The organism is Kitasatospora sp. NPDC059722, assembly GCF_042733235.1.
In the GTDB taxonomy this organism is placed as follows: Bacteria; Actinomycetota; Actinomycetes; order Streptomycetales; family Streptomycetaceae; genus Kitasatospora.
The window spans coordinates 173,391-197,362 of sequence record NZ_JBHWGD010000006.1 but is presented as its reverse complement, the minus strand read 5'-3'; the positions used below and the strand labels follow the sequence as shown (position 1 = coordinate 197,362).

21 protein-coding genes are annotated in these 23,972 nt (G+C 74.4%); 8 read left to right on the top strand and 13 right to left on the bottom strand.

What is annotated here, in order from left to right; all coding sequences use genetic code 11:
- Positions 1–123 precede the first annotated feature (123 nt).
- Complete coding sequence (locus tag ACFV4F_RS06055) at positions 124–1,332, bottom strand: acetyl-CoA C-acetyltransferase (protein WP_380440151.1); 1,209 nt, start codon at positions 1,330–1,332, stop codon at positions 124–126.
- Between the two features lie 248 nt (positions 1,333–1,580).
- Here ACFV4F_RS06055 and mce point away from each other — a divergent pair, with 248 nt between their 5' ends.
- The 3 genes from mce to ACFV4F_RS06040 all read left to right on the top strand — a co-directional run bounded on the left by mce (position 1,581) and on the right by ACFV4F_RS06040 (position 8,415).
- On the top strand, positions 1,581–2,024 hold the full coding sequence (mce, locus tag ACFV4F_RS06050) for a methylmalonyl-CoA epimerase (RefSeq protein WP_329928148.1): 444 nt from the start codon (positions 1,581–1,583) through the stop codon (positions 2,022–2,024).
- Between the two features lie 563 nt (positions 2,025–2,587).
- Positions 2,588–7,378 carry a hypothetical protein gene (locus ACFV4F_RS06045; protein WP_380500583.1) on the top strand — a complete coding sequence of 1,597 codons (4,791 nt, stop codon included), beginning with the start codon at positions 2,588–2,590 and terminating at the stop codon, positions 7,376–7,378.
- A 107-nt stretch (positions 7,379–7,485) separates the two neighbouring features.
- Positions 7,486–8,415: a cellulose-binding protein gene (locus ACFV4F_RS06040; RefSeq protein ID WP_329927955.1), complete on the top strand. Its 930-nt coding sequence runs from the start codon at positions 7,486–7,488 to the stop codon at positions 8,413–8,415.
- A 247-nt stretch (positions 8,416–8,662) separates the two neighbouring features.
- On the opposite strand, the gene ACFV4F_RS06035 is transcribed toward ACFV4F_RS06040, so the two are convergent.
- Positions 8,663–8,974 carry a hypothetical protein gene (locus tag ACFV4F_RS06035; protein WP_329927956.1) on the bottom strand — a complete coding sequence of 104 codons (312 nt, stop codon included), beginning with the start codon at positions 8,972–8,974 and terminating at the stop codon, positions 8,663–8,665.
- The gene (locus tag ACFV4F_RS06030; RefSeq protein ID WP_380440146.1) at positions 8,971–9,768 is read right to left on the bottom strand and encodes an alpha/beta fold hydrolase; all 798 of its coding nucleotides are present in this window, start codon (positions 9,766–9,768) and stop codon (positions 8,971–8,973) included. The genes ACFV4F_RS06035 and ACFV4F_RS06030 overlap by 4 nt, the downstream gene beginning before the upstream one ends.
- A 92-nt stretch (positions 9,769–9,860) precedes the next feature.
- On the opposite strand from ACFV4F_RS06030, the gene ACFV4F_RS06025 reads away from it, so the two are divergent.
- Together ACFV4F_RS06025 and ACFV4F_RS06020 are read left to right on the top strand one after the other, a co-directional pair.
- The gene (locus ACFV4F_RS06025; RefSeq protein ID WP_380496783.1) at positions 9,861–10,865 is read left to right on the top strand and encodes an ABC transporter ATP-binding protein; all 1,005 of its coding nucleotides are present in this window, start codon (positions 9,861–9,863) and stop codon (positions 10,863–10,865) included.
- A gap of 1 nt (position 10,866) precedes the next feature.
- Positions 10,867–11,634 carry an ABC transporter permease subunit gene (locus ACFV4F_RS06020; protein WP_380440142.1) on the top strand — a complete coding sequence of 256 codons (768 nt, stop codon included), beginning with the start codon at positions 10,867–10,869 and terminating at the stop codon, positions 11,632–11,634.
- Positions 11,635–11,663: 29 nt separating this feature from the next.
- Here the strand turns inward: ACFV4F_RS06020 and ACFV4F_RS06015 are convergent, their stop codons facing one another.
- Positions 11,664–11,984, bottom strand: a complete 321-nt coding sequence (locus ACFV4F_RS06015; protein WP_380440140.1) for an ATP/GTP-binding protein — start codon at positions 11,982–11,984, stop codon at positions 11,664–11,666.
- A 389-nt stretch (positions 11,985–12,373) separates the two neighbouring features.
- Between ACFV4F_RS06015 and ACFV4F_RS06010 the strand changes: the two genes are divergently transcribed.
- Complete coding sequence (locus ACFV4F_RS06010) at positions 12,374–13,540, top strand: LLM class flavin-dependent oxidoreductase (protein WP_380440189.1); 1,167 nt, start codon at positions 12,374–12,376, stop codon at positions 13,538–13,540.
- A 94-nt stretch (positions 13,541–13,634) separates the two neighbouring features.
- Here the strand turns inward: ACFV4F_RS06010 and ACFV4F_RS06005 are convergent, their stop codons facing one another.
- Positions 13,635–14,027: an SCO5389 family protein gene (locus tag ACFV4F_RS06005; protein WP_329927961.1), complete on the bottom strand. Its 393-nt coding sequence runs from the start codon at positions 14,025–14,027 to the stop codon at positions 13,635–13,637.
- A 486-nt stretch (positions 14,028–14,513) separates the two neighbouring features.
- Between ACFV4F_RS06005 and nucS the strand changes: the two genes are divergently transcribed.
- Positions 14,514–15,173 carry an endonuclease NucS gene (nucS, locus tag ACFV4F_RS06000; protein WP_355252708.1) on the top strand — a complete coding sequence of 220 codons (660 nt, stop codon included), beginning with the start codon at positions 14,514–14,516 and terminating at the stop codon, positions 15,171–15,173.
- Between the two features lie 4 nt (positions 15,174–15,177).
- On the opposite strand, the gene ACFV4F_RS05995 is transcribed toward nucS, so the two are convergent.
- The 5 genes from ACFV4F_RS05995 to ACFV4F_RS05975 form a co-directional block, all read right to left on the bottom strand.
- Positions 15,178–17,478 (bottom strand): ATP-binding protein, encoded by a 2,301-nt coding sequence (locus ACFV4F_RS05995; protein ID WP_380500582.1) that lies wholly within the window; start codon positions 17,476–17,478, stop codon positions 15,178–15,180.
- A gap of 250 nt (positions 17,479–17,728) precedes the next feature.
- The gene (locus ACFV4F_RS05990; RefSeq protein WP_380440136.1) at positions 17,729–18,052 is read right to left on the bottom strand and encodes an STAS domain-containing protein; all 324 of its coding nucleotides are present in this window, start codon (positions 18,050–18,052) and stop codon (positions 17,729–17,731) included.
- A 410-nt stretch (positions 18,053–18,462) separates the two neighbouring features.
- On the bottom strand, positions 18,463–19,332 hold the full coding sequence (locus ACFV4F_RS05985) for a 3-hydroxyacyl-CoA dehydrogenase family protein (RefSeq protein WP_380496778.1): 870 nt from the start codon (positions 19,330–19,332) through the stop codon (positions 18,463–18,465).
- A 200-nt stretch (positions 19,333–19,532) separates the two neighbouring features.
- A complete protein-coding gene (locus ACFV4F_RS05980) occupies positions 19,533–20,183 on the bottom strand; it encodes a response regulator (protein WP_380496777.1) in 651 nt (216 codons plus the stop codon).
- Positions 20,180–21,391, bottom strand: coding sequence for a sensor histidine kinase (locus tag ACFV4F_RS05975; protein WP_380500581.1), 1,212 nt, complete (start codon positions 21,389–21,391; stop codon positions 20,180–20,182). Before ACFV4F_RS05975 ends, ACFV4F_RS05980 begins: the two co-directional genes overlap by 4 nt.
- Before the next feature lie 157 nt (positions 21,392–21,548).
- Between ACFV4F_RS05975 and ACFV4F_RS05970 the strand changes: the two genes are divergently transcribed.
- Positions 21,549–22,148 carry a hypothetical protein gene (locus ACFV4F_RS05970; protein WP_380500580.1) on the top strand — a complete coding sequence of 200 codons (600 nt, stop codon included), beginning with the start codon at positions 21,549–21,551 and terminating at the stop codon, positions 22,146–22,148.
- A gap of 4 nt (positions 22,149–22,152) precedes the next feature.
- On the opposite strand, the gene ACFV4F_RS05965 is transcribed toward ACFV4F_RS05970, so the two are convergent.
- From ACFV4F_RS05965 to ACFV4F_RS05955, 3 genes are all read right to left on the bottom strand, one after another.
- Entirely contained in the window at positions 22,153–22,725 is a 573-nt protein-coding gene (locus tag ACFV4F_RS05965) for a cob(I)yrinic acid a,c-diamide adenosyltransferase (protein WP_380496773.1), read from the bottom strand.
- A gap of 55 nt (positions 22,726–22,780) precedes the next feature.
- Positions 22,781–23,281 carry a DUF2550 domain-containing protein gene (locus ACFV4F_RS05960; protein WP_218201846.1) on the bottom strand — a complete coding sequence of 167 codons (501 nt, stop codon included), beginning with the start codon at positions 23,279–23,281 and terminating at the stop codon, positions 22,781–22,783.
- A gap of 148 nt (positions 23,282–23,429) precedes the next feature.
- Positions 23,430–23,813, bottom strand: a complete 384-nt coding sequence (locus tag ACFV4F_RS05955) for a F0F1 ATP synthase subunit epsilon (protein ID WP_329927969.1) — start codon at positions 23,811–23,813, stop codon at positions 23,430–23,432.
- Positions 23,814–23,972: the final 159 nt, after the last annotated feature.

Sequence of the window (23,972 nt, the reverse complement as noted above, 5' to 3'; positions counted from 1 at the left end):
GTGGCGTTGGGTGGTCTTTCCCCCACCTGTTTTCCCATTCCTTTTGGGTTCTTTGTTGGTGTTCTTCGTGGGTGCCCGCGACGCGTTGTGGTGTCCCCCCAGCCCCGGACAGGTCGAGGTTGATCAGGCCTTCGGGCTGTGATCCTTGGGGACGTGCACGATCAGGGCGTCGCCCTGGCCGCCGCCGCCGCACAGGGCGGCCGCGCCGACGCCGCCGCCGCGCCGCTGGAGCTCCAGGGCCAGGTGCAGCACCACCCGGGCGCCGGACATGCCGATCGGGTGGCCGAGGGCGATCGCGCCGCCGTTGACGTTGACGATGTCCGCGGAGACGCCGAGGTCCTTCATCGACTGGTGGGCGACGGCCGCGAAGGCCTCGTTGATCTCGATCAGGTCGAGGTCGGCGACGGTCAGGCCGTCCTTGGCCAGCGCGTGCTTGATCGCGTTGGACGGCTGGGACTGCAGCGAGTTGTCCGGGCCGGCCACGTTGCCGTGGGCGCCGATCTCGGCGATCCAGGTCAGGCCCAGCTCCTCGGCCTTGGCCTTGCTCATCACGACCACGGCGGCGGCGCCGTCGGAGATCTGCGAGGCGGAGCCGGCGGTGATCGTGCCGTCCTTGGCGAAGGCCGGGCGCAGCTTGCCGAGGCCCTCGGCGGTGGTGTCCGCGCGGATGCCCTCGTCCTGGCCGAACAGGACCGGCTCGCCCTTGCGCTGCGGGATCGGCACCGGGACGATCTCGGCGTCGAAGAGGCCGTCGGCCTGGGCCTTGGCGGCGCGCTGGTGCGAGGCGGCGGCGATCTCGTCCTGGACCTCGCGGCCGATGCCGAGGCGGGTGTTGTGCTTCTCGGTGGACTCGCCCATCGGGATGTTCTCGTAGGCGTCGGTGAGGCCGTCGTACGCCATGGCGTCCAGCACCTCGACCGCGCCGTACTTGTAGCCCTCGCGGGACTTCGGCAGCAGGTGCGGGGCGTTGGTCATCGACTCCTGGCCGCCGGCCACGACGATGTCGAACTCGCCCGCGCGGATCAGCTGGTCGGCCAGGGCGATCGCGTCGAGGCCGGAGAGGCAGACCTTGTTGATGGTCAGCGCCGGGACGTTCATCGGGATGCCGGCCTTGACGGCGGCCTGGCGGGCCGGGATCTGGCCGGCGCCGGCCTGGAGCACCTGGCCCATGATGACGTACTGGACCTGCTCCCCCGTGATCCCGGCCCGCTCCAGCGCGCCCTTGATCGCGAAGCCGCCGAGGTCGGCTCCGGAGAAGCCCTTGAGCGAGCCGAGCAGGCGACCCATGGGGGTCCGCGCACCGGCAACGATCACAGAGGTGGTGTTGGTCATGGGACGAGCCCCTTCGCACGTCGTGGCCAGGTGAGGATGCCGCTCAATGTACTGACCTGTTACCCGCCCGTCACCGGAGCTACGGTGTGATCGAGCGCACTGGCACCGTCCAGTCAACACCGTGTCAACGCGGTCCGGGTGAACCCCGGGCGTGTGAGCAGACTCGCACGTCCGGCGCTGGCGCGCGTTAAGCGCGATGCGCTGCACTGGTGGCCACCCGTTTCGCGACCCGCTCACCGGAGGCCGCCGTGCTGACCCGTATCGACCACATCGGCATCGCCTGCCGAGACCTCGACAAGACGGTCGAGTTCTACCGCGCCACGTACGGCTTCGAGGTGTTCCACAGCGAGGTCAACGAGGAGCAGGGCGTCCGCGAGGCCATGCTCAAGATCAACGACACCGGCGACGGCGGCGCCTCCTACCTCCAGCTGCTGGAGCCCACCCGGCCCGACTCGACCGTCGCCAAGTGGCTGGAGAAGAACGGCGAGGGCGTCCACCACATCGCCTTCGGCACCGCCGACGTCGACGGCGACGCGGAGGCGATCCGGGGCAAGGGCGTCCGGGTCCTGTACGACCAGCCGCGGATCGGCTCGATGGGCTCGCGGATCACGTTCCTGCACCCCAAGGACTGCGGCGGCGTCCTGACCGAGCTGGTCACCTCGGCCGAACCGGCCGCCCACGACGAGCACTGAGAGCCCCGGGATGCCGCTCCCGCCCCGGGCGGCATCCCGTTCCCTCCCCCCGCTGACGCCCGGGAGGCGCCGGACGCGCATGCACCTTTCGACGGGGCCCTCGCTCCGCCCGGACCCGGGAACTCGTCAGTAACCTGGCCGGGTACGCCGAAAACCCCCACGCGGCCATTCCCCCGCAGTGCGCTCCCACTACAATGCCCAGGTGCGCGAAGACTCCGGGGGACGGAGGGGACGGGCACGGCCGATGACAGGCCCGTCCGCCCTCCGGCGGCGGCCCGTCGCAGGGGAGTCCACTACGCGGGCACGGCTGAACAGTCGCAAGTCGGATCTGTCACCATTCTCCACAAGGCAAGAGTTCGCCCAGGAGTCCACCCGGACGGGGGAACGCGGCATCACCGCGCTCCCGCACCGAGGGCTCCGACGACCGCGGCGGGCGGCCCCGGCTTGAACGTGGGGGCTCACCGGCCGCGGATGCAAGGACCAGTCGGAGCGGCACCCGGAACCACGGGGGCCTCGCACCGGCCGGGTCGAGGACGCGACCAGGAGATGGATGGGACCGCGGAGTGCGGGGCAACGACCGCTACGAGGCTGACGATCACCTCTCCCAGTTCGAGGCCGAGATGGGTCGGACTCGAAAGGAGCGGGACAAGGCAGTCGAGCACGCCGAGGACCTCGCCTACCAGGTGGAGGTGCTCCGGGCCAAGCTGCACGAATCCCGTCGCATGCTCGCCCAGCCGCGTGCCTTCGACGCCGTCTCCGGCCAGGCCGAGCAGATGCTCAGGACCGCCGAGATGCAGGCCCAGCAGATGCGCGCGGACGCCGAGCGCCAGCTGCGGGACTCCCAGGCCGCGACCCAGCGGATCATGGCCGAGGCCGCCGAGCGCACCGCCCGCCTGGAGGCCGAGCTCACCGCCCGCCGCCGCCAGCTGGAGGACGAGCTCACCGAGCTGCGCCGCAACGCCGAGCAGCACCTGAACGGCTGGGCCGAGCAGACCAGGTCCGGCAGCGAGCAGGAGGCCCACCGCCTGCTCCAGGAGGCCCGCGCCGAGGCCGAGCGGATGATGGCCGCCGCCCGCGCCGAGGCCGTCGCCCTCGCCGACCAGGCCCGCGCGCAGACCGCCGCCGACGTGGACGCCGCCCGCGGCGAGGCCCAGGCCGCCGCCGAGGCCGCCCTGCACAGGGCCCAGAACGACGCCGAGCGCCTCCTGCGCGCCGCCTCCGAGCAGGCCCAGCAGGCCGGCGCCCAGGCCGCCGCCGACGTCGACGCCGCCCGCGGCGAGGCCCAGCAGCAGCTGGCCGCCGCGCACGCGGCCGCCGAACAGCAGCTCGCCGCCGCGCAGGGCGAGATCGGCCGGCTCAAGGAGCACGCCGCCGCCGAGCAGGCCCGCGCCGAGCAGCAGCTGTCCCACGCCCAGGCCGAGATAGAGCGGCTGCGCGCCGAGGCGATCGCCGAGGCCGAGCGCACCCGCCGTGAGGCCGCCGAGCTGCGCGACCAGGCCGAGCGGGCCGCCGAGCAGCTCCAGGCCGACGCCGAGGCCGCCGTCGAGCGCCGGGTCGCCGACGGCGACGCCGCCAACGAGCAGCGCTCCCAGACCGCCCGGGCCGAGATCGCCCGCCTGGTCGCCAAGGCCACCAAGGAGTCCGAGGCCATCCGGGCCGAGGCCGAGGCGGTGCGGGCCGAGGCCGCCAACCGGCAGGCCGAGGCGGACGCCGCCAGGGCCGCCGCGGCCGAGGAGAGCGAGCGGCTGCGCGCCACCGCCGAGTCCGTCGCCGCCGAGCTGAAGGCCGAGGCCGAGGCGGCGATCGCCGACCTGCGCGCCCGCACCGAGCGCGACCTCGCCGACCTGCGGGCGCAGGCCGAGGCCGACGCGCTGCGCCTGCGCGGCGAGGCCGAGGAGGAGGGCCGCGCGGCGGGCGCCAAGGACGCCACCGTCCACCTCGCCAAGGCCGCCAAGACGGCCGAGGAGGTCCTCGACCGGGCCGACCGGGACGCCGAGGCGGCGCGGAGCGAGGCCGCCGCGGAGGCCGAGCGGATCCGCACCGAGGCCGCCGCCGAGGCCCAGCTCCTGCGCGAGCAGGCCCAGGCCGCCGTCGAGCAGGCCCAGAACGCCGCCCTGGACGACGCGGCCGCGATCCGCGAGCGGATCGAGCAGATGCAGGACGAGGCCGCCCGGCTGCGCGCCGAGGCCGAGGAGCTGCGCGCCCAGGCCGCCGCCGAGGCCGACCGGGTCCGCGGCGAGGCCCGCCGCCAGGCCGTGGTGCAGATCGAGGAGTCGGCGAAGAACGCCGAGGAACTGCTCACCAAGGCCAAGGCCGACGCGGACGAGCTGCGCGCCGGCGCCGCCGCCGAGATCGAGCGGCTGCGCGAGCAGGCCCAGGAGCAGGCCGCCGAGACCCAGGGCCGGGCCGAGCAGACCCTGTCCCGGGCCCGTGCCGAGGCCGGGAAGATCACCGCCGCCGCCGAGCAGCAGGGCCAGGACGCGCTCGCCGCCGCCCGCGCCGCGGCCGCCGAGAACCGCACCGCCGCCGAGCGCGAGACCGCCGAACTCCGGCGTGACGCGGCCGAGTTCGACCAGCGGGTGCGCGCCGAGGCGGGCACCGCCGCAGAGGCCCTGCGGGCCGACGCCGAGGCCGCGGCGAAGGCCGTACGGGACGCCGCGGTGGCCGACGCCGAGCGCGTGCGCACCGAGGCCGACACCGAGGCCGCCCGCACCCGGGGCGAGGCCGAGACGGTCGCCACCGCGCTGCGCGAGGAGAGCCGGCGCGAGCACGAGGAGGCCGCCGCCGGGCTCCAGCACGAGCGCGAGGAGACCGCGGAGCAGCTGGCCGCCGCCCGGGCCGCGCGTGAGCAGGCCGAGCAGGGCGCCGAGGAGCTGACGAAGCGGACGGCCGCCGAGACCGCCGCCGTCCGCGAGGCCGCCGAGACGTACGCCGAGCGCGTCCGCACCGAGGCCGAACAGACCGCCACCGACCTCACCGAGCGCACCGCCGCCGAAACGGCCGCCCAGCGCACCGATGCCGAGCAGGCCGCGGACGAGCTGACCAGGCGGACGGCCGCCGAGACGGCCGCCGTCCGCGAGGCCGCCGAGACGTACGCCGAGCGCGTCCGCACCGAGGCCGAACAGACCGCCACCGACCTCACCGAGCGCACCGCGGCCGAGACGACCGCCCAGCGCACCGATGCCGAGGCCTACGCCGAGCGCGTCCGCACGGAGGCCGAGCAGGCCGCCGCCGACCTCACCGAGCGCACCGCCGCCGAAACGGTCGCCCAGCGCACCGACGCCGAGGCCTACGCCGAGCGCGTCCGCGCCGAGGCCGAGCAGGCCGCGGACGAGCTCGCCGAGCACACCGCCACCGAGACCGCCGCCCAGCGCGCCGACGCCGAGGAGCTGCTGGAGGCCGCCCGCGTCTCCGCCGAGCAGCGCAAGGCCGAGGCCGCCCAGGCCGCCAAGGAGATCCGCGAGAAGGCCGCCGCCGACCTGGCGCTGGCCGCCGAGCAGGCCGAGACGGTCCGTGCCGAGGCCGGCCGCGAGCTGTCCGAGGCCCGCGCCACCGCCGACACCATCCGCGCCGAGGCCGGTGCCGTCCTGGACCGGGCCCGCGCCGACGGCGACGAGCTGGTCGCCGCCGCCAAGGCGGAGTGCGCCGCGCTGGTCGAGGTCGCCGAGGACGAGGCCGCCGAGGTCCGCCAGTCGGTGGCCGGCCTGCACGAGGCCGCCTCCCAGCAGATCGCCGAGCTGACGGCCACCGCCGAGCGCGAGGCCGCCGACGTCCGCGAGCAGGCCGAACAGGCCGCCGCCGACCTGCGCGCCGACGCCGAGCGGGAGACCGCCGAGCAGCGCGAGCTCGCCGACCGGGAAACCTCGGAGCAGCGCGAGCTCGCCGACCGCGAGACCGCCGACCTGCGCGCCCGCACCGAGGCCGAGACGGCCGCCCTGCGCGAGCAGACCGAGCTGGAGCTCGCCGCCGAGCGCGAGGCCGCCGAGGCCGAGATCGCCCGCCGGTACGCCGAGGCCCAGGCCTACGACGAGCAGCTGCGCGCCGAGGCCGACCACGAGCTGCGCACCGCCCAGGAGGCCGCCGACCAGCTGCGCGCCGACGCCGAGGCCCAGGCCGCCCGGACGGTCGCCGCCGCCGAGGAGCACGCGGCCGGCGTGGTCGCCGACGCCGAGGAGCTGGCCGCCGCGCTGCGCTCGGAGGCCGAGGAGTACGCGCTCGCGACCCGCACCCTGGCCGACGAGTACGACTCCGCGACCCACGCCCGCGCCGACGCCTACGACGCGGACACCCGGGAGGCCGCCGAGCAGTTCGACAAGGCCACCCGCGACCAGGCCAAGTCCGTCCTGGAGCGGGCCTTCGCGGACGCCGAGTCACTCGGCGAGGACGCCCAGACCACCGCGCTGGCCACCACCGCCGCCGCCGAGGAGCAGGCCGACGCGATGGTCGCCGCCGCCCGCAAGGAGGCCGACCGGCTGGTCGCCGCCGGCGAGGCGGCCGGCCAGGGCGAGGTGGAGAAGGGCCGCTCCGACGCCGACGCGCTGCTCGCCGAGGCCCGCCGGGACGCGACCGCGATCCGCGAGCGCGCCGAGGAGCTGCGCGAGCGCACGGACGCCGAGGTCGAGGCGCTGCACGAGCGCGCCCGCAAGGAGAACGCGGCGGCCATGAAGTCGGCCGGCGAGCGCGTCGACGCGCTGGTGACGGCCGCCCAGGAGCAGCTCACCGAGGCCGAGGAGCAGGCGGTCGCCACCGTCGCCGAGGCCGAGGACCGCGCGGCGGCCCTGGTCGCCGCCGCCGAGGAGCGGGCCGGGGAGCTCTCCTCGGAGGCGTCCGCCGAGGCGAGCAAGGTCCGGCTGTCGGCGGTCCGCAAGGCCGAGGGCCTGCTCAAGGAGGCGGAGACCAAGCTCTCCACCTCCACCGACCGGGCCGAGGCGCTGATCGAGAAGGCCGAGGCCAAGCTGCGGTCCTCCCAGGAGGAGGCCGAGGAGCGGCTGGAGAAGGCGTCCGCCGAGGCGGAGAAGCGGCTGCAGGCCGCCGACCGCGCGGCGGACGAGCAGGTCGAGCTGGCCAAGGCCGAGGCCGAGCGCCTGCTGGAGGAGGCGCGCGCCGAGGCGGAGCGCGTCACCACCGAGGGCCGGCGCGAGCTCGACGAACTGGTGCGCCGTCGCAAGGACATCAACACCGAGATCTCCAGGGTCCAGGACGTCCTGTCCGCCCTGGAGGCCTTTGAGGCACCGGCACCGGTCGCACAGACCAACGGGGGAAGCAGCAAGAAGGACGGGGGTGCCAAGGCCGGTGCCGGAGTTGGCTCCCCCCGGTCGGGTGGCAATCGCTCCAAGAACGCACCACCCGATTGAGCGGACATTGTCCGCGGGACAACGGCATTTCGCCGTCGACACTCCGGTACCGTGTCAGGATTCCCTCAACCACCTCAGCGGTTTGACGACAGGAAGCCCAGAACCCCATGAGCGACAGTCACTCCCCTCACGGCTTCGACCTGGTGCGCCGTGGGTACGAGCGTGCCCAGGTCGACGAGCGGATCACCAAGCTGGTGGCCGACCGTGACAGTGCCTTGACCCGGATCAGTGCGCTGGAGAAGCGCATCGAGGAGCTCCACCTGGAGACGCAGACCGCCCAGGCGGCGGTCGCCGAGCAGGAGCCGTCGTACGCCGGTCTCGGCGCCCGGGTCGAGAAGATCCTGCGCCTCGCCGAGGAGGAGGCCAAGGACCTGCGCGACGAGGCGCACCGCGCCGCCGAGCAGCACCGCGAGCTCGCCGAGGCCGCCGCCCAGCAGGTCCGCACCGAGGCCGAGAACTACGCCAAGGACCGCAAGGCCAAGGCGGAGGACGAGGGCATGCGGATCGTCGACAAGGCCAAGAGCGACGCGGCCCAGCTGCGCGCCGAGGCCAACAAGGACGCGCAGAACAAGCGCGAGGAGGCGGACGCCCTCTTCGAGGAGACCCGCACCAAGGCCGCCCAGGCCGCGCTGGAGTTCGAGACCAACCTGGCCAAGCGCCGCGAGCAGTCCGAGCGCGACCTGGCCGCCCGTCAGGCCAAGGCCGAGAAGCGCCTCGCCGAGATCGAGCACCGGGCCGAGCAGCTGCGCCTGGAGGCCGAGAAGCTGCGCACCGACGCCGAGCGCCGCGCCCGCCAGACCGTCGAGACGGCCCAGCGCCAGTCCGAGGACATCGTGGCCGACGCGAACGCCAAGGCCGACCGGATCCGCAGCGAGTCCGAGCGCGAGCTGGCGGCGCTCACCAACCGCCGCGACAGCATCAACGCCCAGCTGACCAACGTCCGCGAGATGCTGGCGACGCTGACCGGCGCGGCCGTGGCCGCCGCCTCGCTGCCGAACGACGACACCATCGGCGTGCCCGCCCAGCAGGGCCGCTGACGCAGCAGCACGGCGGGGGGGGGGGGGCCGCGGCGGGGGGGGGGCCGCCGGGGGGCGGCGGGGCGGCCGCGGGCGGGGCCGCGCGGCGGGCGGGGGCGCGCGCCGCGGCGGGGGGGGCGGCGCCGCCCCCCCGGCCCGCCCCCCCCCCCCCCCCGGGGGGCCCCCCCCCCCCCGGGGCCGCGCCCCCCCCCCCCGGGCGCCCCCCCCCCCCCGGGGGGGCCCCCCCCCGCCGTCGTTCAGGGCGTCATCATCTCGGGTAGGCCCCGTCCGGCCGCTGGTGGCCGCTGCTGAGCTGGTTGCCCTCGTCGTCCGAGACGGTGCCGAACCACGACGTGCACCACACCGAGACCGAGTCCGGCCAGTACTGCACCTCGAACGGGTGGCCCGAGCCGTGGTCGCCGTACGAGGTGACGATGAAGGTCTCCCCCGGGCGCATCCAGTAGTCCTCGCCGAGCGGCTCCAGGGTCAGCTCCAGCAGCCCCTCGCCGCGGTTCGTCAGCGGCATCCGGCCGGTCACCTCCAGGGCCGAGAAGTCCCAGCCGGCCTCCTCCTCGGTCATCCGGCGGCCACCCGGGCGAGCAGCTTGCGCACGGCGTCGTCGAACGCCTCCGGTGCCTCCAGGGCGCTCAGGTGGCCCACCCCGGGGATGACGGTCAGTTCGGCGTCCGGCCGCAGCCGCGCCATCAGCTCGGCCTCCTCGACGGCCACCAGGGCGTCCTCGGCGCCCGCGACGACCGCGGTCGGCACCCGCACCCCGGCGAGCACCTCCCGGGAGTCCGGCCGGGCCGCCATGGCCCGCTGCGCCCACGCGACGGCGGCCGGCGGCGCGGCGGCGACCAGCGCCTGCACCCGCTCGACCAGGTGCTGCGAGTCCGGACCGAGCTGGCCGGCCGCCACCTCCTCGTCGAGCAGCAGCTGGACGCTGTCCCGGGCGAGGACCGCGGCGGCGATGCGCTCCCGGTTGGCGCGGACGGCGTCGGAGTCGGCGGTGGCGCGGGTGTTGGCCAGCAGCAGCCCGGCCAGCCGGTCCGGGTGACGGCGGGCGAAGGCCAGCGCCACGTAGCCGCCCATGGAGAGCCCGCCGACCACCGCCCGGTCGATCCCGGCCGCGTCCAGCAGCAGCGCGAGGTCGTCCGCGACCAGGTCCAGCGAGGGTTCGTCGGTGCCCAGCACGGTGCCGCCGAACCCCCGCTGGTCGGGGGCGAGCACGCGGGCGTCGTCCCCGGTCAGTCCGGGCAACGCGTCCAGTTGGGCGGACCACATCGCGGCGTTCAGCGGGAAGGCGTGCAGGAGTACGAGGGGCGTTCCGGTGCCGCTCTCGCGCACCGACAATGCTGAGGGGAGCTGGGTCATGGGGCCACCGTATTCCGGTGCGCCCGGCGGGCCCACTCAGCGGGCCGCGATATCCGCTTTGTCCTAGCCTGACAGAGAGTAAGGGAGCGCGAATGATCGAGTTGCACGACCTGACGAAACGTTACGGCAAGACCCTCGCGGTGGACCGGCTCAGCTTCCGGGTGCCCCAGGGAGTCGTCACCGGCTTCCTCGGCCCCAACGGCGCGGGCAAGTCCACCACCATGCGCATGATCCTCGACCTCGACAGACCCACCTCCGGCCGGGTCACCATCGACGGCCGGAGGTACGGACAGCTCAGCGAGCCGCTCAAGTACATCGGCGCCCTGCTGGAGGCCAAGGCCGTCCACCCCGGGCGCACCGCCCGCGACCACCTGCTCTGGCTCGCCCAGAGCAATCGGATCCCCGAGCGCCGGGTCGACGAGGTGCTCGCCCTCGTCGGCCTCACCCCGGTCGCCCGCAAGCGCGCCCGCGGCTTCTCGCTCGGCATGGGCCAGCGCCTGGGCATCGCCTCCGCGCTGCTCGGCGACCCGGAGATCGTCATGTTCGACGAGCCGGTCAACGGCCTGGACCCGGAGGGCATCCTCTGGATCCGCAACCTCATGAAGCGGCTCGCCGCCGAGGGCCGCACCGTCTTCGTCTCCTCGCACCTGATGAGCGAGATGGCCGTCACCGCCGACCACCTCGTCGTCATCGGCCGGGGCCGGCTGCTCGCCGACCTGCCGATGCCCGAGTTCATCCGGCGCAACTCCCGCTCCGCCGTCCGGCTGCGCACCCCGAGCCCCGAGCGCCTGCTCGACGTCCTGGCCGGCGCCGGGATCCGCCACGAGACCGGGCCGGACGGCTCCTACGAGGTGGTCGACGGCGACCTCGCCGGCCTCGGCGACCTGGCCGCCGCGAACGGCGTCGTCCTGCACGAACTCAGCCCCCAGCAGGCCTCGTTGGAGGAGGCCTTCATGCAGATGACGGCCGACTCGGTGGAGTACCACGCCGGCGACGGACCGGGCCGGGACGCGGCCGGCGCGCCCGGCGTGTGGGGCGCCGGCTGGCAGCCCGGCGCCGAACAGGCGGCCGCCCCGGCCGGACAGGAGGAGAACTGAGATGGCGTCCTTCCCCGCGATCCTGCGCTCCGAGTGGACGAAGATCCGCAGCGTCCGCTCGACGGTCTGGACCCTCGCGCTGACCTTCGTCGTCACGGTCGGCATCGGCGCGCTGCTGTCCCTGCTGACCAACAACAACTTCACCGAGTTCCGGCGCAACGACCAGAGCCCGTTCGACGCCACCGGCACGGCCTTCTCCGGCATCATGCTCGGCGAGCTCGCCATCATCGTCTTCGGCGTGCTGGCCATCGGCAACGAGTACAGCACCGGCATGGTCCGGGTCAGCCTGGCCGCCGTCCCGCAGCGCGGCACCCTGCTCACCGGCAAGGCCGTCGTCCTCGGCTCGCTGGCCCTGGCCGTGTCGGTCGTGACGGCCTTCGTCACCTTCTTCATCGGCCAGTCGCTGCTCGGCTCGCACTCCACCACCCTCGGCGAACCGAACGTGCTGCGCGCAGTGTTCGGCGCCGCGCTCTACCTGACGATGCTCTGCCTGTTCTCGGCCGGCGTCACGGCGATGCTGCACAACCAGACGCTCGCGCTGGGCGTGCTGGTGCCGTTCTTCTTCCTGCTCTCGCCGATCCTCTCGGCGGTGCCGAAGGTCAAGACGCTCGCGCACTACTTCCCGGACTACGCGGGCTCGCGAATGCTGCTGGTGTACGAGCAGCACGGCCAGCCGTACGGACCGTGGGCCGGTTTCGCGATCTGCCTGGCCTGGACGCTGGCCGCCCTGGCCGGCGGCGCGCTCGTGCTCAAGAACCGCGACGCGTAAGGCGGTTGACCGCCGGCCGGAGCGACGGATCAGTACCGCGGAGCGCCGCGGCCCCGCAGCACGTTGGAGGCCCGGCGCTCCCGCGCTCCCCAGCACGCGCGGTGCCAGTGCCGCCGGTCGTCCACCCCGGCGCCGTGCATCGGCCAGGCGACCACGTGGCCGACCCCGGACGGGATCTCCTGGTCGCAGCCCGGGCAGCGGTAGCTGCGCCCGGACGTCCCGGCGACCGTCTGGACCACCCAGTCGTCGCCCTGGTAGCTCTCGGTGCGGCGCAGCGAACCGCCCAGCGGGGCGGCCGGTTCGTCCGCCCGGTGGGCGGCGCTCTTGATCCGGTTGTGGCGGGGCGACACGGCGACTACCTCTCTCCGGTGGCTCGGGACCGTTCCAGCCTACGGCCGGGCACGACCCCCGAGAGCCTCTATCACGGCATCACGCGCCGGTTCGGGGTTTCCGGCGAGATCCACCCGATCTTCCCCGAAATTCGTGGTTCGGCGTGCCATTGGCACATGACATCCGATACCCACAAGGGGAACAGGCGGGGCCCGCAGACCCTGCGCGCACCCGAGGAGGCCCACCGATGTCCAAGACCACCGCCCGCGCCGAGACCCGTCGGCCCGTCGGGGTCCGGCCGCCCGCCCCCGGGCCCGCGCTGACCACCGTCCCCCCGGTGACGGCCGCCGCCGGCGATCCGCTGCCCGCCGCGCAGCGGGCCGCCGCGTTCCCCGCGGACACCGCACCGATCCGGGTCGGCGCCTTCATGCTCTCCGCGCAGTTCCCCGGGCAGAGCCACGGGGAGGCGCTCGACCGCACCGTGCGCGCCGCCGTCGAGGCCGAACGCGCGGGCCTGGACAGCGTCTGGCTGGCCGAACACCACTTCGTCCCGTACGGGGTCTGCCCGAACGCCGCCACGCTCGCCGCCCTGCTGCTCGGCCGCACCCGCCGGATCGGCGTCGGCACCGCCGTCAGCGTGCTGTCCACCGCCCACCCGGTGGCGCTCGGCGAGCAGGCCGCGCTGCTGCACCTCACCTCCGGCGGGCGCTTCACGCTCGGGGTGGGCCGCGGCGGCCCGTGGATCGACCTGGACGTGTTCGGCAGCGGCGTGGACGCCTTCGAGAACGGCTTCCCGGAGCGGCTGGACCTGCTGCTGCGCTGGCTGCGCGGCTCCCGGGTCGGCGCGGACGGGCCGCAGTTCGCCTTCCCCGAGGTCGCCGTCGTCCCGCGGGCGACCGAGCCGCTGCGCCGGCCCGGGCTGGGCGCCTGGCTGGGCCTCGGCGACCCCGGCGGCCGGGTGCGCCTGCCGCGTCAGCGCCAGGACGTCGAGGGGGCGGGTGCGAGCCTCGGCGCGGGCGACGAACTCACCCCCGCCGGACGGCCGGTGGCCGGCCCGCCGGTGGTCGTCGCGTGCACGTCCCCGGCCGGGGTCAGACTCGCCGCCGAACGCGGCCTACCGATGCTGCTGGGCATGCACTCGGGCGACGACGACAAGCTGAACATGCTGGAGCTGTACCGCAGCGCCTGGCTGGCCGCCGGACGCGACGAGGAGCAGCTGCGCCGGATCAACCGCCGGCACGTCGCGGCCGGCGTGGCCCAGGTCGACGACCGCACCTCGACGGCGCGGGCCACGCTGCTGAGCGCGATGCCGGGCTGGTTCGAGTACGGGCTCGGCGCCCACCGCACCGTGGACGGCCGGGAGCGCAAGATGCGCGACCCGCACCAGTACACCGAGTTCCTGTGCGACCTGCACGCGGTGGGCACCCCGAAGCAGTGCGCCGACCGTCTGCTGGCCACCGCCGAGCGGACCGGCATCCGCCGCTTCGCGCTGCTCGCCGAGGGCAGCGGCGACCGCGAGGCGACCCTGCACAACATCGCCCGGCTCGGTTCGGAGGTGCTCCCGCAACTGAGCTGAGCCGCACCGCCCGGCCGGACCGAACCGCGCCGCCCCCTCCCCCCGCACCGGGGGAGGGGCCGACGGCGTTCCGGCGCCGCCGTGAGCGGGTCGATCAGCAGTCCCGCAGTTCCTCGGACTGGTTGAGCAGCTGCTCCCGGACGGACGTGAAGCGGTCGAACCGCGCCTCGTTGGCGTCGGACGGCAGGAACACCGCCACCCGGTGACAGTTCTGGAAGGCCAGCCGGACCCCGAAGTGCCGCTGCAGGGCACCCCGGATGGCGTCGCTGGCGAGCGCCCGCAGGAGCTGGCCGCGGGCCTGCTCGCTGGGCGGCGGTACCTGGTTGTCGGCGAAATCGGTGCCGTCGACCTTGGCCTGGGCGACCAGCGAGCTGATCAGGTTCCAGGCGTACGGCAGCGAGACGCGGACGCAGTCGACGAATTCCCGCTCGTCGACCTCGCCCCGCTCGGCCTTTTCGAGCAGGGCCGGTGAGACGTCGAGCGACATGGATTCTCCTCTCGCGGACCACCCGCGCGCGGCGCGCGGGTGGTGGTGCGTGGTCCGAAGCTCACAGTGAGGGTGGGCGAAATCGCACGGGATGTCCGGAACAGCGACGGAACGGCTGTTTCCGGCGCCGTGCGAAGGGTGCGGCGGCACCACTGGACGTAACGTCCCGGATACCGACCGCTTCAGAACAGCGTGTCAGTCAACGGCGGGCCAGGCCGGTGGTTCCTAGGGATTGCTCCGTAAATACGCCGTGGTGCACCAGAATGGCCGGATCCTGTCGGATCGTTCATCTGAAGTCTCCATCCCCGTTGACAGCGGCCCCGCACGCATGCCGTCACACACGGTAGCGACCCCAGCGTAGGGGCGCCAGACCGCGGGAGGCATCCCCGGAATCGCCGAACCTCCATGTTCGCGGGGTTCGCGCTTCCTTCACCCCGTCGTCGCGGAATCGCATCAACTGGCCCCGGTGGGCTAGCGTGGTCGACCGTGCGTCTCGTAATTGCCCGCTGCTCAGTCGACTATGCCGGTCGGCTCTCCGCCCATCTGCCCTCCGCCACCAGGCTCATCCTGGTCAAGGCCGACGGCAGCGTCAGCATCCACGCCGACGACCGCGCCTACAAGCCGCTCAACTGGATGTCCCCGCCGTGCGTCCTCAAGGAGGCCGACGGGGTCTGGACGGTGGAGAACAAGGCCGGCGAGAAGCTCATCATCACCCTGGAGGAGGTGCTGCACGACTCGTCCCACGAGCTCGGGGTCGACCCGGGCCTGATCAAGGACGGCGTCGAGGCACACCTCCAGGAGCTGCTGGCGGACCGCATGGAGGTGCTCGGCGCCGGCTGGTCGCTGATCCGCCGCGAGTACCCGACCGCGATCGGCCCGGTCGACATCCTGTGCCGCGACTCCGACGGGGCGACGGTCGCCGTCGAGATCAAGCGCCGCGGCGAGATCGACGGCGTCGAGCAGCTCACCCGCTACCTCGAACTCCTCAACCGGGACCCGCTGCTGGCCCCGGTCAAGGGCGTCTTCGCCGCCCAGGAGATCAAGCCCCAGGCCCGCGTGCTGGCCACCGACCGGGGCATCGGCTGCGTGGTCCTGGACTACGACGAGCTGCGCGGCATCGACGACGACAAGCTGAAGCTGTTCTGACGCCTCAGGTCGTCGGCTTCGCGGTCGGGGTGCCCGATCCGGTCGGTGCCGGCGTCGTCGGCTGAGGCGAGGACGTGGGACTCGGGGTCGAGGACGTCGGCGAACTGCTCGGCGCCGGCGGCTGGCTCGGGTGGGTCACGGGCGGCTGCTGCGGCCCGGGCCCCGGCTGCTGCGTCGGCGGCTGCGGGTCGCCCGGAGCGGGCGGCTGCGGCTGCTGCGGGGCGTCCGACCCCGTCGCGCCGGGCGAGCGGCTCGGCTTCTTCGACGCCGTCGCCGAGGCCGACGCCGACGCGGTCGGCGAGTGCGTCGCACTGCCGCTCGCCGAGGGCTCCGGGCTGGTCCCGTTCGCCGCCGGGCTGCTGCCCGGGGCGTCCGCGCCGGCCGTCGTGGCGGCGCCGGTGCTGGAGTGCGGCAGCGGGACCTGCCCGCCGGTGCCGGTGTCGTCCTGGTCGAGCCGGCTGTGCGGGTCGTTGGTCCGCTGCTCCCCCGGCCCGGTGACGCTCATCGCCACCGCCGTGCTGAGCACCCCGAGCGTGAGCACCGCCGCCGACGCGACGACCACCCGCCGGCGCCGGCTCGACCGCAACCCGGACGGCACCCTGGCCGCGATCTTGCGGATCACCGGACCGCGCGCAGGCGCCGCCACGGGCTGGGCGCCCGGCAGTTGGCGGCCCTCGGCCCGCAGCAGGTCGAGCATCCGGCGCGCCGCCGCGACCCCGCGCTGCTCGCCGACGACGGCCCGCAGCGTGAGCGCGGTCTCCAGCTCGGCGATCGCCTGGGACGGTTCCTGCGCACAGATCGCGTAGACGCCCAACTCGTGGTGGAACCAGGCCTCGTCGGCCTTGGAGGCGGTCCGCCTGGCGGCCTCCAGACCCAGCTGCAGCGCCCGCTCCCAGGCCCCCCAGCGCAGCGACAGGGCCAGCGCGGGGGCGGCGGCCCTGGCCAGCCGGACGACGGCCTCGTGGCGCCCGGCGGTGCGGTCGGCCAGCAGGACGCCGATCACCACCTCCGCCTCGGCCGCGATCTGCCCGAGCGACACCGAGCTGTGCCCGACCCACCAGGCGAAGTGCTGCGCCGCGCCGTCGACGCTGCCGCGCGCCGGCCAGTGCGGGAGGAGCAGTTCGAGCGCCCCGGCGGTCAGCCGGTGGTGGCCGCCGATGGACACCGCGAGCCCGGCGTCGGCGAGCTCGGCGAGCGCGCTCTCGCCCTGGCCGACGTCGATCAGCGCGGGCAGGTGCGGCGCGGTCGGGCACTCGCCGCCGAGTGCCACGGCGAGCCGCAGCACGGCCTGCGCGGGCTCGCTCAGCCCCTCGGCGAGCCGGACGGCGGGCGAGGCGGTCTCGGCGACGGACGGCAGCGGCACGGTCCGGCGCAGCGCACCCTCGCGGACGGCCGGGTCGGGGTCGTGGACGGGCCCGTCGACCGCGCCGAAGACGTCCAGGCGGTCCTCCTCGGCGGCGACCAGCGCGTCCACCGCCACGTCCCGCTGGCGCAGCAGCGCGGCGGCCTGGACGAAGCGCAGCGGCAGTCCCTCGGACTCGAACCAGAGGTCGACCGCCCAGGCCTTCTCGGCGACGTCCAGCGGCCGCCCGGCCAGCCGGGCGGCGAGCGCGAGGCAGGCGGCGCGCGAGAGTCCGGCGACGGGGTGGTCCTGGAGCCGGGAGCCGGCCGACAGCGGCGGGGCGGCGGGGTCGACCGAGATCAGGAAGGCGCAGCGGGGGGCGGCGGAGAGCAGCTCCTCCAGCTCGGCGCCGGAGGGTTCGGCGCCGTCGATCACGACGATCGCGCCGACGTCGGCGAGGTGCGCGGCCAGCTGGGCCGGGTCGGGGCGGTAGCCGGGGGCGTGGTGGGTGGCGGCGAACAGCTCCTGGAGCACGTCGGCGGTCGTGCGGCGGTGGCCGCAGAGCTGGACGACGCCGCCGGGGGCGAGGTCGGCGGCGGCCTCGGCGACGGCCGACAGCAGGGCGCTGCGACCGGAGCCGGCCTGGCCGACCAGGCGTATCGAGCGGCCCTCGGCGAGCAGGCCGAGGAGTTCGGCGACGTCCGCCTCGCGGTCGAGCAGCGGCAGGTCGGCGGGCCCGGCACCGAGGGCGAGCGGGCCGACCGCCCGCTCGACGCCGCCGACGGGTCCGCGGGCGGGCTCGCTGCGCAGCACCCGGCGGGGGCGCGGGCGCCACTCCTCGGGGCAGGGCCGGGCCTCGGAGCCGTCCGGCGCGCCGACGCCCACCAGCAGAGCGCCGGAGACCAGCTCGCCACTGCGGGCGCGGACGGCCTCCTGCCGGAACTCACCGGTTGGCTGTGCCACGTTCTGCTCCGCATCGTGCTCGGCCGCCGGCGTGCCGCGCCGGCCGGCTGACGTCTCGGTCGCGGCCGTGCGGGGACCGGGCGGGCATGGCCCGGCTGCGGCGGCCGTCTTCTGACGGGCAGACTCTCGCACATCCGGCCCCGCGTGTGCAGCGCCGTCCCGTCACGCGCGCCCCACGAGGGCCTCGTGCGCCCCCGGAGCGCTTTCCGGAGCGCGTTCGGAGCCCCTTCCGGAGCCCCTTCGGCGTGCTTCAGAGACCGACCCCGTGCGCCTCGGCGACGCCGCCGTCCACGGCGAGGATGCGGTGCAGCTTGGTGGCCACCAGCAGCCGCTGGAGCTGGGCCGGGACGGAGCGCAGCACGAGCCGGCGGCCGATCCGGCCGGCCCGGCGGTGGGTGCCCATGATGACGCCGAGGCCGGTGGCGTCCCAGAACTCCAGGCGGGCGAGGTCGAGCACGAGGTCGCCGAGGCCGGTGTCGACGGCCTGGTGGAGCCGGGCCCGCGCGTCGGCGGCGGTGCGCACGTCGAGGCGGCCCTCGATGGCCAGCGCCCTGTGGTCGCCGGTGATGCGCATGCTCTCCTCCTCCTTCGCCTGGCCGGTCCCGGTGTCGGGGGTGTGGGTCCGCCCCGGCCGTGCCGGGCCGGGGAGCGGGGTGGCCGCCCGGGCGGGCCGTGGCCCCTCGTCCGGAGGCCCGCCTGCTGCGCCGAACGGCGACGGGCCGCGCGCCCGGGCCGGCCGCCCGTCGTTCAAACCTGGGCCCCTCATCTGACGGCGAACCAGCACCGCAGGTTGCTGGTTGCGGTCAGATCTGAAGCAACTTCACTCGTCCGAGGGAATATACGCAGGTAGTCTCCACACCTACGCTCGATTACCGCCCAAATCACCCGTCTGCGGCACCCGGCGTGAGGAAACTCACCCGCCCCGGGCGGGGCGGGTCCTACGATGCTCGATCGCCCGGCCCGCCCGGCCCCGCGGCCCGTGGGTTACTTGCCCTCGTGCCCGTAGAAGCCGCGGCCGCTCTTGCGGCCGAGGTCGCCGGCGGTGACCATGCGGGCCATGACCTCCGGGGCGGCGAACTTCTCGTCCTGGGTCTCCTCGTAGATGTTGCGGGCGGCGTGCAGCAGGATGTCGACGCCGGTCAGGTCGGCGGTCTCCAGCGGGCCCATCGGGTGGCCGAAGCCGAGGCGGCAGGCCTTGTCGATGTCCTCGGCGGTCGCCACGCCCGTCTCGTACAGCTTGGCGGCCTCGACGACCAGGGCGGTGATCAGGCGGGTGGTGACGAAGCCGGCCACGTCGCGGTTGACCACCACAACCTCCTTGCCGACGCCCTCGGCGAAGGCGCGGGCGGTGGCCAGCGTCTCGTCGCTGGTCTTGTAGCCGCGCACCAGCTCGACCAGCTTCATCAGCGGCACCGGCGAGAAGAAGTGCACGCCGATGACGGACTCCGGGCGCCGGGTGGCGGCGGCGATCCGGGTGATCGGGATGGCGGAGGTGTTGGAGGCGAGCACGGCGCCGTCCTTGGCGAGCTTGTCGAGCTCGCGGAAGACGGCCTCCTTGACCTCCAGCTTCTCGAACACGGCCTCGACCACGATGTCGGCCCCGGCGACGGCGCCCAGGTCGGTGGTGGTGGTGATCCGGCCGAGGGCGGCCTCGGCGTCCTCCGCGCTCATCCGGCCCTTGGCGACGAACTTCTCGTACGAGGCGCGGATGCCGGCGAGACCGCGCTGCAGCGCCTCGTCGGTGACGTCCCGCAACACCACCGGGTGGCCGGCCTGGGCCGACACCTGGGCGATGCCGGCGCCCATCAGGCCGGCACCGATCACGGCGATCTGCTTGCTGGACGCATTGCTCATGGCGGGTCTCCCGATGCCGTCGCCGCCTCGCGGGCGGGCCCTGAAAGCGGCTCAGGGCAGGGGTCGCCGCCCGGTAGAGCCGCGTCGCTCTGGCGGGGACTCTAACGCCCATTTCGTCCGTGCAATAGCAATCGGGAGTGTGATCTGCAACCGACCTGGTCAGGTGAACCAATCAGCCCGGCCGATCGTCGGTGCGACGGTCAGATCATCAGCCCGAGGTCCTGCGCCAGGATCGCCGCCTGCACCCGGCTGCGCAGCCGCAGCTTCGCGAGGATCCGGCTGACGTGCGTCTTCGTGGTCGCCTCCGCCATCGCGAGCCGGGCGGCGATCTCCCCGTTCGACAGCCCGGCGCCGATGCAGGCCAGCACCTCGCGCTCGCGCGGGGTGAGCCCGGCCACCGCCTCCCGGGTGTCCGGCCCCACCGCCCGGTCCGGCCGGGCGAAGGTGCCGATCAGCCGCCTGGTCACCGAGGGCGCCAGCATGCCGTCCCCGCGCGCCACCGTCCGGATGCCCTCGACGAGGGTGTCCGCCTCCAGGTCCTTGAGCAGGAAGCCGGCCGCGCCGGCCCGCAGCGCGCCGTACACGTACTCGTCCAGGTCGAAGGTGGTCAGCACGAGCACCTGGGCCGCGCCGGCGGCCACCACCTCGCGGGTCGCCGAGACGCCGTCCAGGCGCGGCATCTGCACGTCCATCAGCACCACGTCCGGCCGCAGCTCCAGGGCCAGCCGGACGGCCTCCTCGCCGTCGGCGGCCTGTCCGACCACCTCGACGTCCGGCTCGGCCCGCAGGATCATCACCAGCGCCGCCCGCACCGCGGCCTGGTCCTCGGCCACCAGCACCCGAATCGTCACGCGCGTCCCTCGTTCCCTTCGCTCCCCCGGCCGTGCGGCAGCACCGCGCGCACGCTCCAGTTCCCGTCCCGCGGCCCCGCCTCGAAACTGCCGCCAAGCAGCCCGGCCCGCTCCGACATGCCCACCAGCCCGGCCCGCGCCCCCGGCAGCCCGCGGCCTTCCTCGGCGCGGTACGGGCTGTCGACGGCGATCCGCAGCTCCCCCGCCCCGAAGTCCAGCCGCAGCCGCACCAGGCCGGGCCCGGCGTGCTTGAGCGCGTTGGTCAGCGACTCCTGCACGATCCGGTACGCGGCCAGGCCCACCGGCACCGGCAGCTCGCCGCGCTCGCCGTGCTCGCTCAGCTCGAACTCCAGCCCGACGTCCCGGCCGGCCGCGCGGGCCTTCGTCAGCAGCGCGTCCACCGCGGCGAGGTCGGGCGCCGCGTAGGACTCGTCGGCCTCGCCCCCGCCGCTGTGCCGGAGCAGTCCGATCATGCGACGCATTTCGGCCAATCCTTGGACGCTGTTCTCCCGGATCACGGCGAGCACCTCGACCAGCGGGTCGTCCTCGGCCCGCCGCTGGCGCCGGGCGACGGACTGCGCGCCGGTCGCGTGGATCGCGATCGCCGACAGGTGGTTGGCCACCACGTCGTGCAACTCCCGTGCCATCCGGGCCCGTTCGGTGACGATGGCCTCGCGGCGGTCCATCTCCGAGAGCAGCGCGGTCTGTTCGGCGCGCAGCCGCTCGGTCTCCGCCTCCTGCCGGTGCTTGCGCACCACGTCCCCGGTCCACACCGGCGCCAGGAAGACCAGCGAGGTGACCACCACGACGAGCAGCCCGGCCGGCGTCCCGCTGTAGATCAGCGCCAGCGTGGAGAGCACCAGCACGGTGGCGCCGCCGGTCAGGTGCAGGATCCGCGACATCCGCGCGGACCCGTAGATCACCGCCGCGTACAGCAGGTCGGTGTACATGATGGTCGTCGCCAGCAGGCTGCCCGCGAGGATGCTGCCCGCGAAGGCGAGCCCGCCGAGGGAGACCGCCAGCACCGGCCTGCGCCGCCGCACCAGCTCCAGCGCGGCCATCACGAGCAGCGGCGCCACGACGGCCCACAGCGGGAGGTCGTCGGGCCGGTCGTACACCTTGAAGGCGATCAGCACCGCACCGCCGAGCAGCCCGCAGAGGGCGATCAGCCGGTCCAGCGCGCGTGGTGAGAGGGACGGACGGAGCACCCTCCCATCTCACCATCCCCGGCGGACCGCGCCGCTCCGGTCCACGGAGGATCCGGCTACATCGAAAGATGCACGCGGGGACGGCACTCCACGACGACGACGCGAGCGCGCCCGCACACGAGGCTGGTACCACCGCCGACCAGTCCGGGAGCAGAACGTGATCGTCACCCTCATCGTCGCGGCCGAGATCTCCTGGTGGATCGTGCTCGGCCTCGGCCTCAGCGCCCGCTACCTGCTGCGGTGGCGCCGCACCAGCACCGCGCTGCTGATCGGCCTCCCGGTGGTGGACCTCGCGCTGTACGCGCTCACCGTCCTGAACCTGCGGGGCGGCGCCGAGGCGGGCTGGATGCACGCACTGGCGGCGAGCTACGCCGGTTTCTCGGTCGGCTACGGGCCCTCGCTGGTCGCCTGGGCCGACCGGCACTTCCTGCACCGCTTCGCCGGCGGCCCCAAGCCGCTGCCCGCCCCCAAGTACGGCCCGGAGCGGACCACGCACGAGTGGCGGATCGCCTGGCGCACGGTCGTCTCGGCCGCGATCACCCTGAGCCTGATCAGCCTCCTCGTCCCGCTCTCCGCGGGCAGCGCCCACTTCAGCACCTTCGCCCAGTGGTACTGGAAGCTGGGCATCGCGGCCGTCGTCAACGTCGTCGTGGCCGGCTGCTACTCGAAGTGGCCCAAGGAGGCCCCGGCCGGCGTGACGGTCGTCGACGGCCGGCCGGTCGAGCAGCCCGCCCCGGAGAAGGCCCCGCTGCCCTAGGACGCTAGCGGTTCTCCCCCGGCACCCACAGGACGTCGCCGCGCTCCTTGTTGGCCGCCCTGGCCAGGATGAACAGCAGGTCCGAGAGCCGGTTGAGGTACTTGGCGGTCAGCGGGTTGACGGTGTCCCCGTGCGTCTCGATCGCCGTCCAGGTGGCCCGCTCGGCCCGCCGCACCACCGTGCAGGCCAGGTGCAGGTAGGCCGCGCCGGCCGTGCCGCCGGGGAGGATGAAGCTGCGCAGCTTCTCCAGCTGCTCCAGGTAGTGGTCGCAGTCGCCTTCGAGCCGGTCGATGTAGGACTGCAGGACCCGCAGCGGCGGGTACTCCGGGTTCTCGACCACGGGCGTCGCGAGGTCCGCGCCGACGTCGAACAGGTCGTTCTGGATCCGGGTGAGCACCGCGACGACGTCCGGCGCCAGCGCCCCGGCGGCGATGGCCACGCCGATCGCCGCGTTCGCCTCGTTGGCGTCGGCGTACGCGACCAGCCGCGGGTCGGTCTTGGTGGTCCGGCTCATGTCACCGAGCGCGGTGGTGCCGTCGTCGCCGGTACGGGTGTAGATGCGCGTCAGATTGACCATGCGGCCAGACTAGCCGGGCCGGTTAAGCGCCGTTAACCCCAGGCGCCCGTCGACCCTAGGCGACGTTGACCCTCTGTCCGGGCGGCGCCGCCTCCAGCCAGGCGAGGAAGCCGGTGAGCGCGTCCTCGCTCATCGCGAGCTCCAGCGGGGCGCCGTTGTGCAGGCAGCGCAGCACCACCGAGCCGGAGAGCAGGGCGAGCTCCTCCTGGCCCTCCGGGTAGCGCCGGCCGAGCACCTCGATCTCCCGGCGCGGGAGCACCTTGCGCGGGCGCGGGGCGTACGAGAAGACCCGGAACCACTCGATCGAGTCGCCGCTGTACCGGCCGATACCAAAAACCCACCCCTTGCCGTCGGTCTGTGGGACCGGGGCCGAGGTGGGTTTGCCGTTCTCGTCGAGGTCGGGCTGCGTCGAGGCGTCGGCGGGCATTTTGAGCCGGTAGCTGCAGTCGAACGTGCCGCCCACCCGCTGGATGAGGCGGCGCCGTACCGCGAACGCGACCAGGCCGATCACACCGAGTGCCACGACCGCCGCACACACCACGAGGGCGAGGACCATGCTCACCTACCTCCTCGCTACCCGCGTTCCCCGTATCGGTCGTACAAGGCGACCGCGTTGACCTACCAACTGAGACGACAGTCCCGGGGTCACGCTCGCGCGTCCCCGGGACCGTCGGTCGACCCCGCCGAGGCGGGGTCAGGCGTACTCAGACGTGCGCCTTGAGGCCGCGCGCCGCGAACAGGCGGACCTCGGCGCGACGCTCGGCGTGCGCGTCCAGGTCGGACTTGGCCTGCTCCAGCGCGCGCTCGGCGCGAGCGACGTCGATCTCGTCCGCCAGCTCGGCGATCTCCGCGAGCAGAGACAGCTTGTTGTCGGCGAAGGAGATGAAGCCGCCGTGCACCGCGGCGACGACGGTGCCGCCGTCCACCGTGCGGATGGTGACCGGGCCGGTCTCCAGCACGCTCAGCACCGGGGTGTGACCCGGCATGATGCCGGTGTCACCGGAGGCCGTACGGGCGACGACGATGGTGGCCGCACCGGACCACACCTTGCGGTCGGCTGCGACCAGCTCGACGTGCAGCTCAGCCAACGTGGGCTCCTAGGCTCATGCAATCCCCGATTACTCGGGAGTTTCGGTAAGAATAACGGCCCCGCGCCTCCGGCATGAAACCGGCGGCACGGATTTGACCGGAATCACAGCCGATGCGACGCGAGGGGTGGGTCCCAGGGTTGGGGCCCACCCCTCACG

Excerpts from the sequence above, each read along its gene's own strand:
- ACFV4F_RS05965 (WP_380496773.1), bottom strand. The coding sequence starts at position 22,725 with ATGGTCAATCTGACGCGCATCTACACCCGTACCGGCGACGACGGCACC.
- ACFV4F_RS06030 (WP_380440146.1), bottom strand. The coding sequence starts at position 9,768 with ATGACCCAGCTCCCCTCAGCATTGTCGGTGCGCGAGAGCGGCACCGGA.
- ACFV4F_RS06040 (WP_329927955.1), top strand. The coding sequence starts at position 7,486 with ATGAGCGACAGTCACTCCCCTCACGGCTTCGACCTGGTGCGCCGTGGG.
- ACFV4F_RS05990 (WP_380440136.1), bottom strand. The coding sequence starts at position 18,052 with ATGCGCATCACCGGCGACCACAGGGCGCTGGCCATCGAGGGCCGCCTC.
- ACFV4F_RS05985 (WP_380496778.1), bottom strand. The coding sequence starts at position 19,332 with ATGAGCAATGCGTCCAGCAAGCAGATCGCCGTGATCGGTGCCGGCCTG.
- ACFV4F_RS06025 (WP_380496783.1), top strand. The coding sequence starts at position 9,861 with ATGATCGAGTTGCACGACCTGACGAAACGTTACGGCAAGACCCTCGCG.
- ACFV4F_RS06055 (WP_380440151.1), bottom strand. The coding sequence starts at position 1,332 with ATGACCAACACCACCTCTGTGATCGTTGCCGGTGCGCGGACCCCCATG.
- ACFV4F_RS06035 (WP_329927956.1), bottom strand. The coding sequence starts at position 8,974 with ATGACCGAGGAGGAGGCCGGCTGGGACTTCTCGGCCCTGGAGGTGACC.
- ACFV4F_RS05960 (WP_218201846.1), bottom strand. The coding sequence starts at position 23,281 with ATGGTCCTCGCCCTCGTGGTGTGTGCGGCGGTCGTGGCACTCGGTGTG.
- ACFV4F_RS06005 (WP_329927961.1), bottom strand. The coding sequence starts at position 14,027 with ATGTCGCTCGACGTCTCACCGGCCCTGCTCGAAAAGGCCGAGCGGGGC.
- ACFV4F_RS06020 (WP_380440142.1), top strand. The coding sequence starts at position 10,867 with ATGGCGTCCTTCCCCGCGATCCTGCGCTCCGAGTGGACGAAGATCCGC.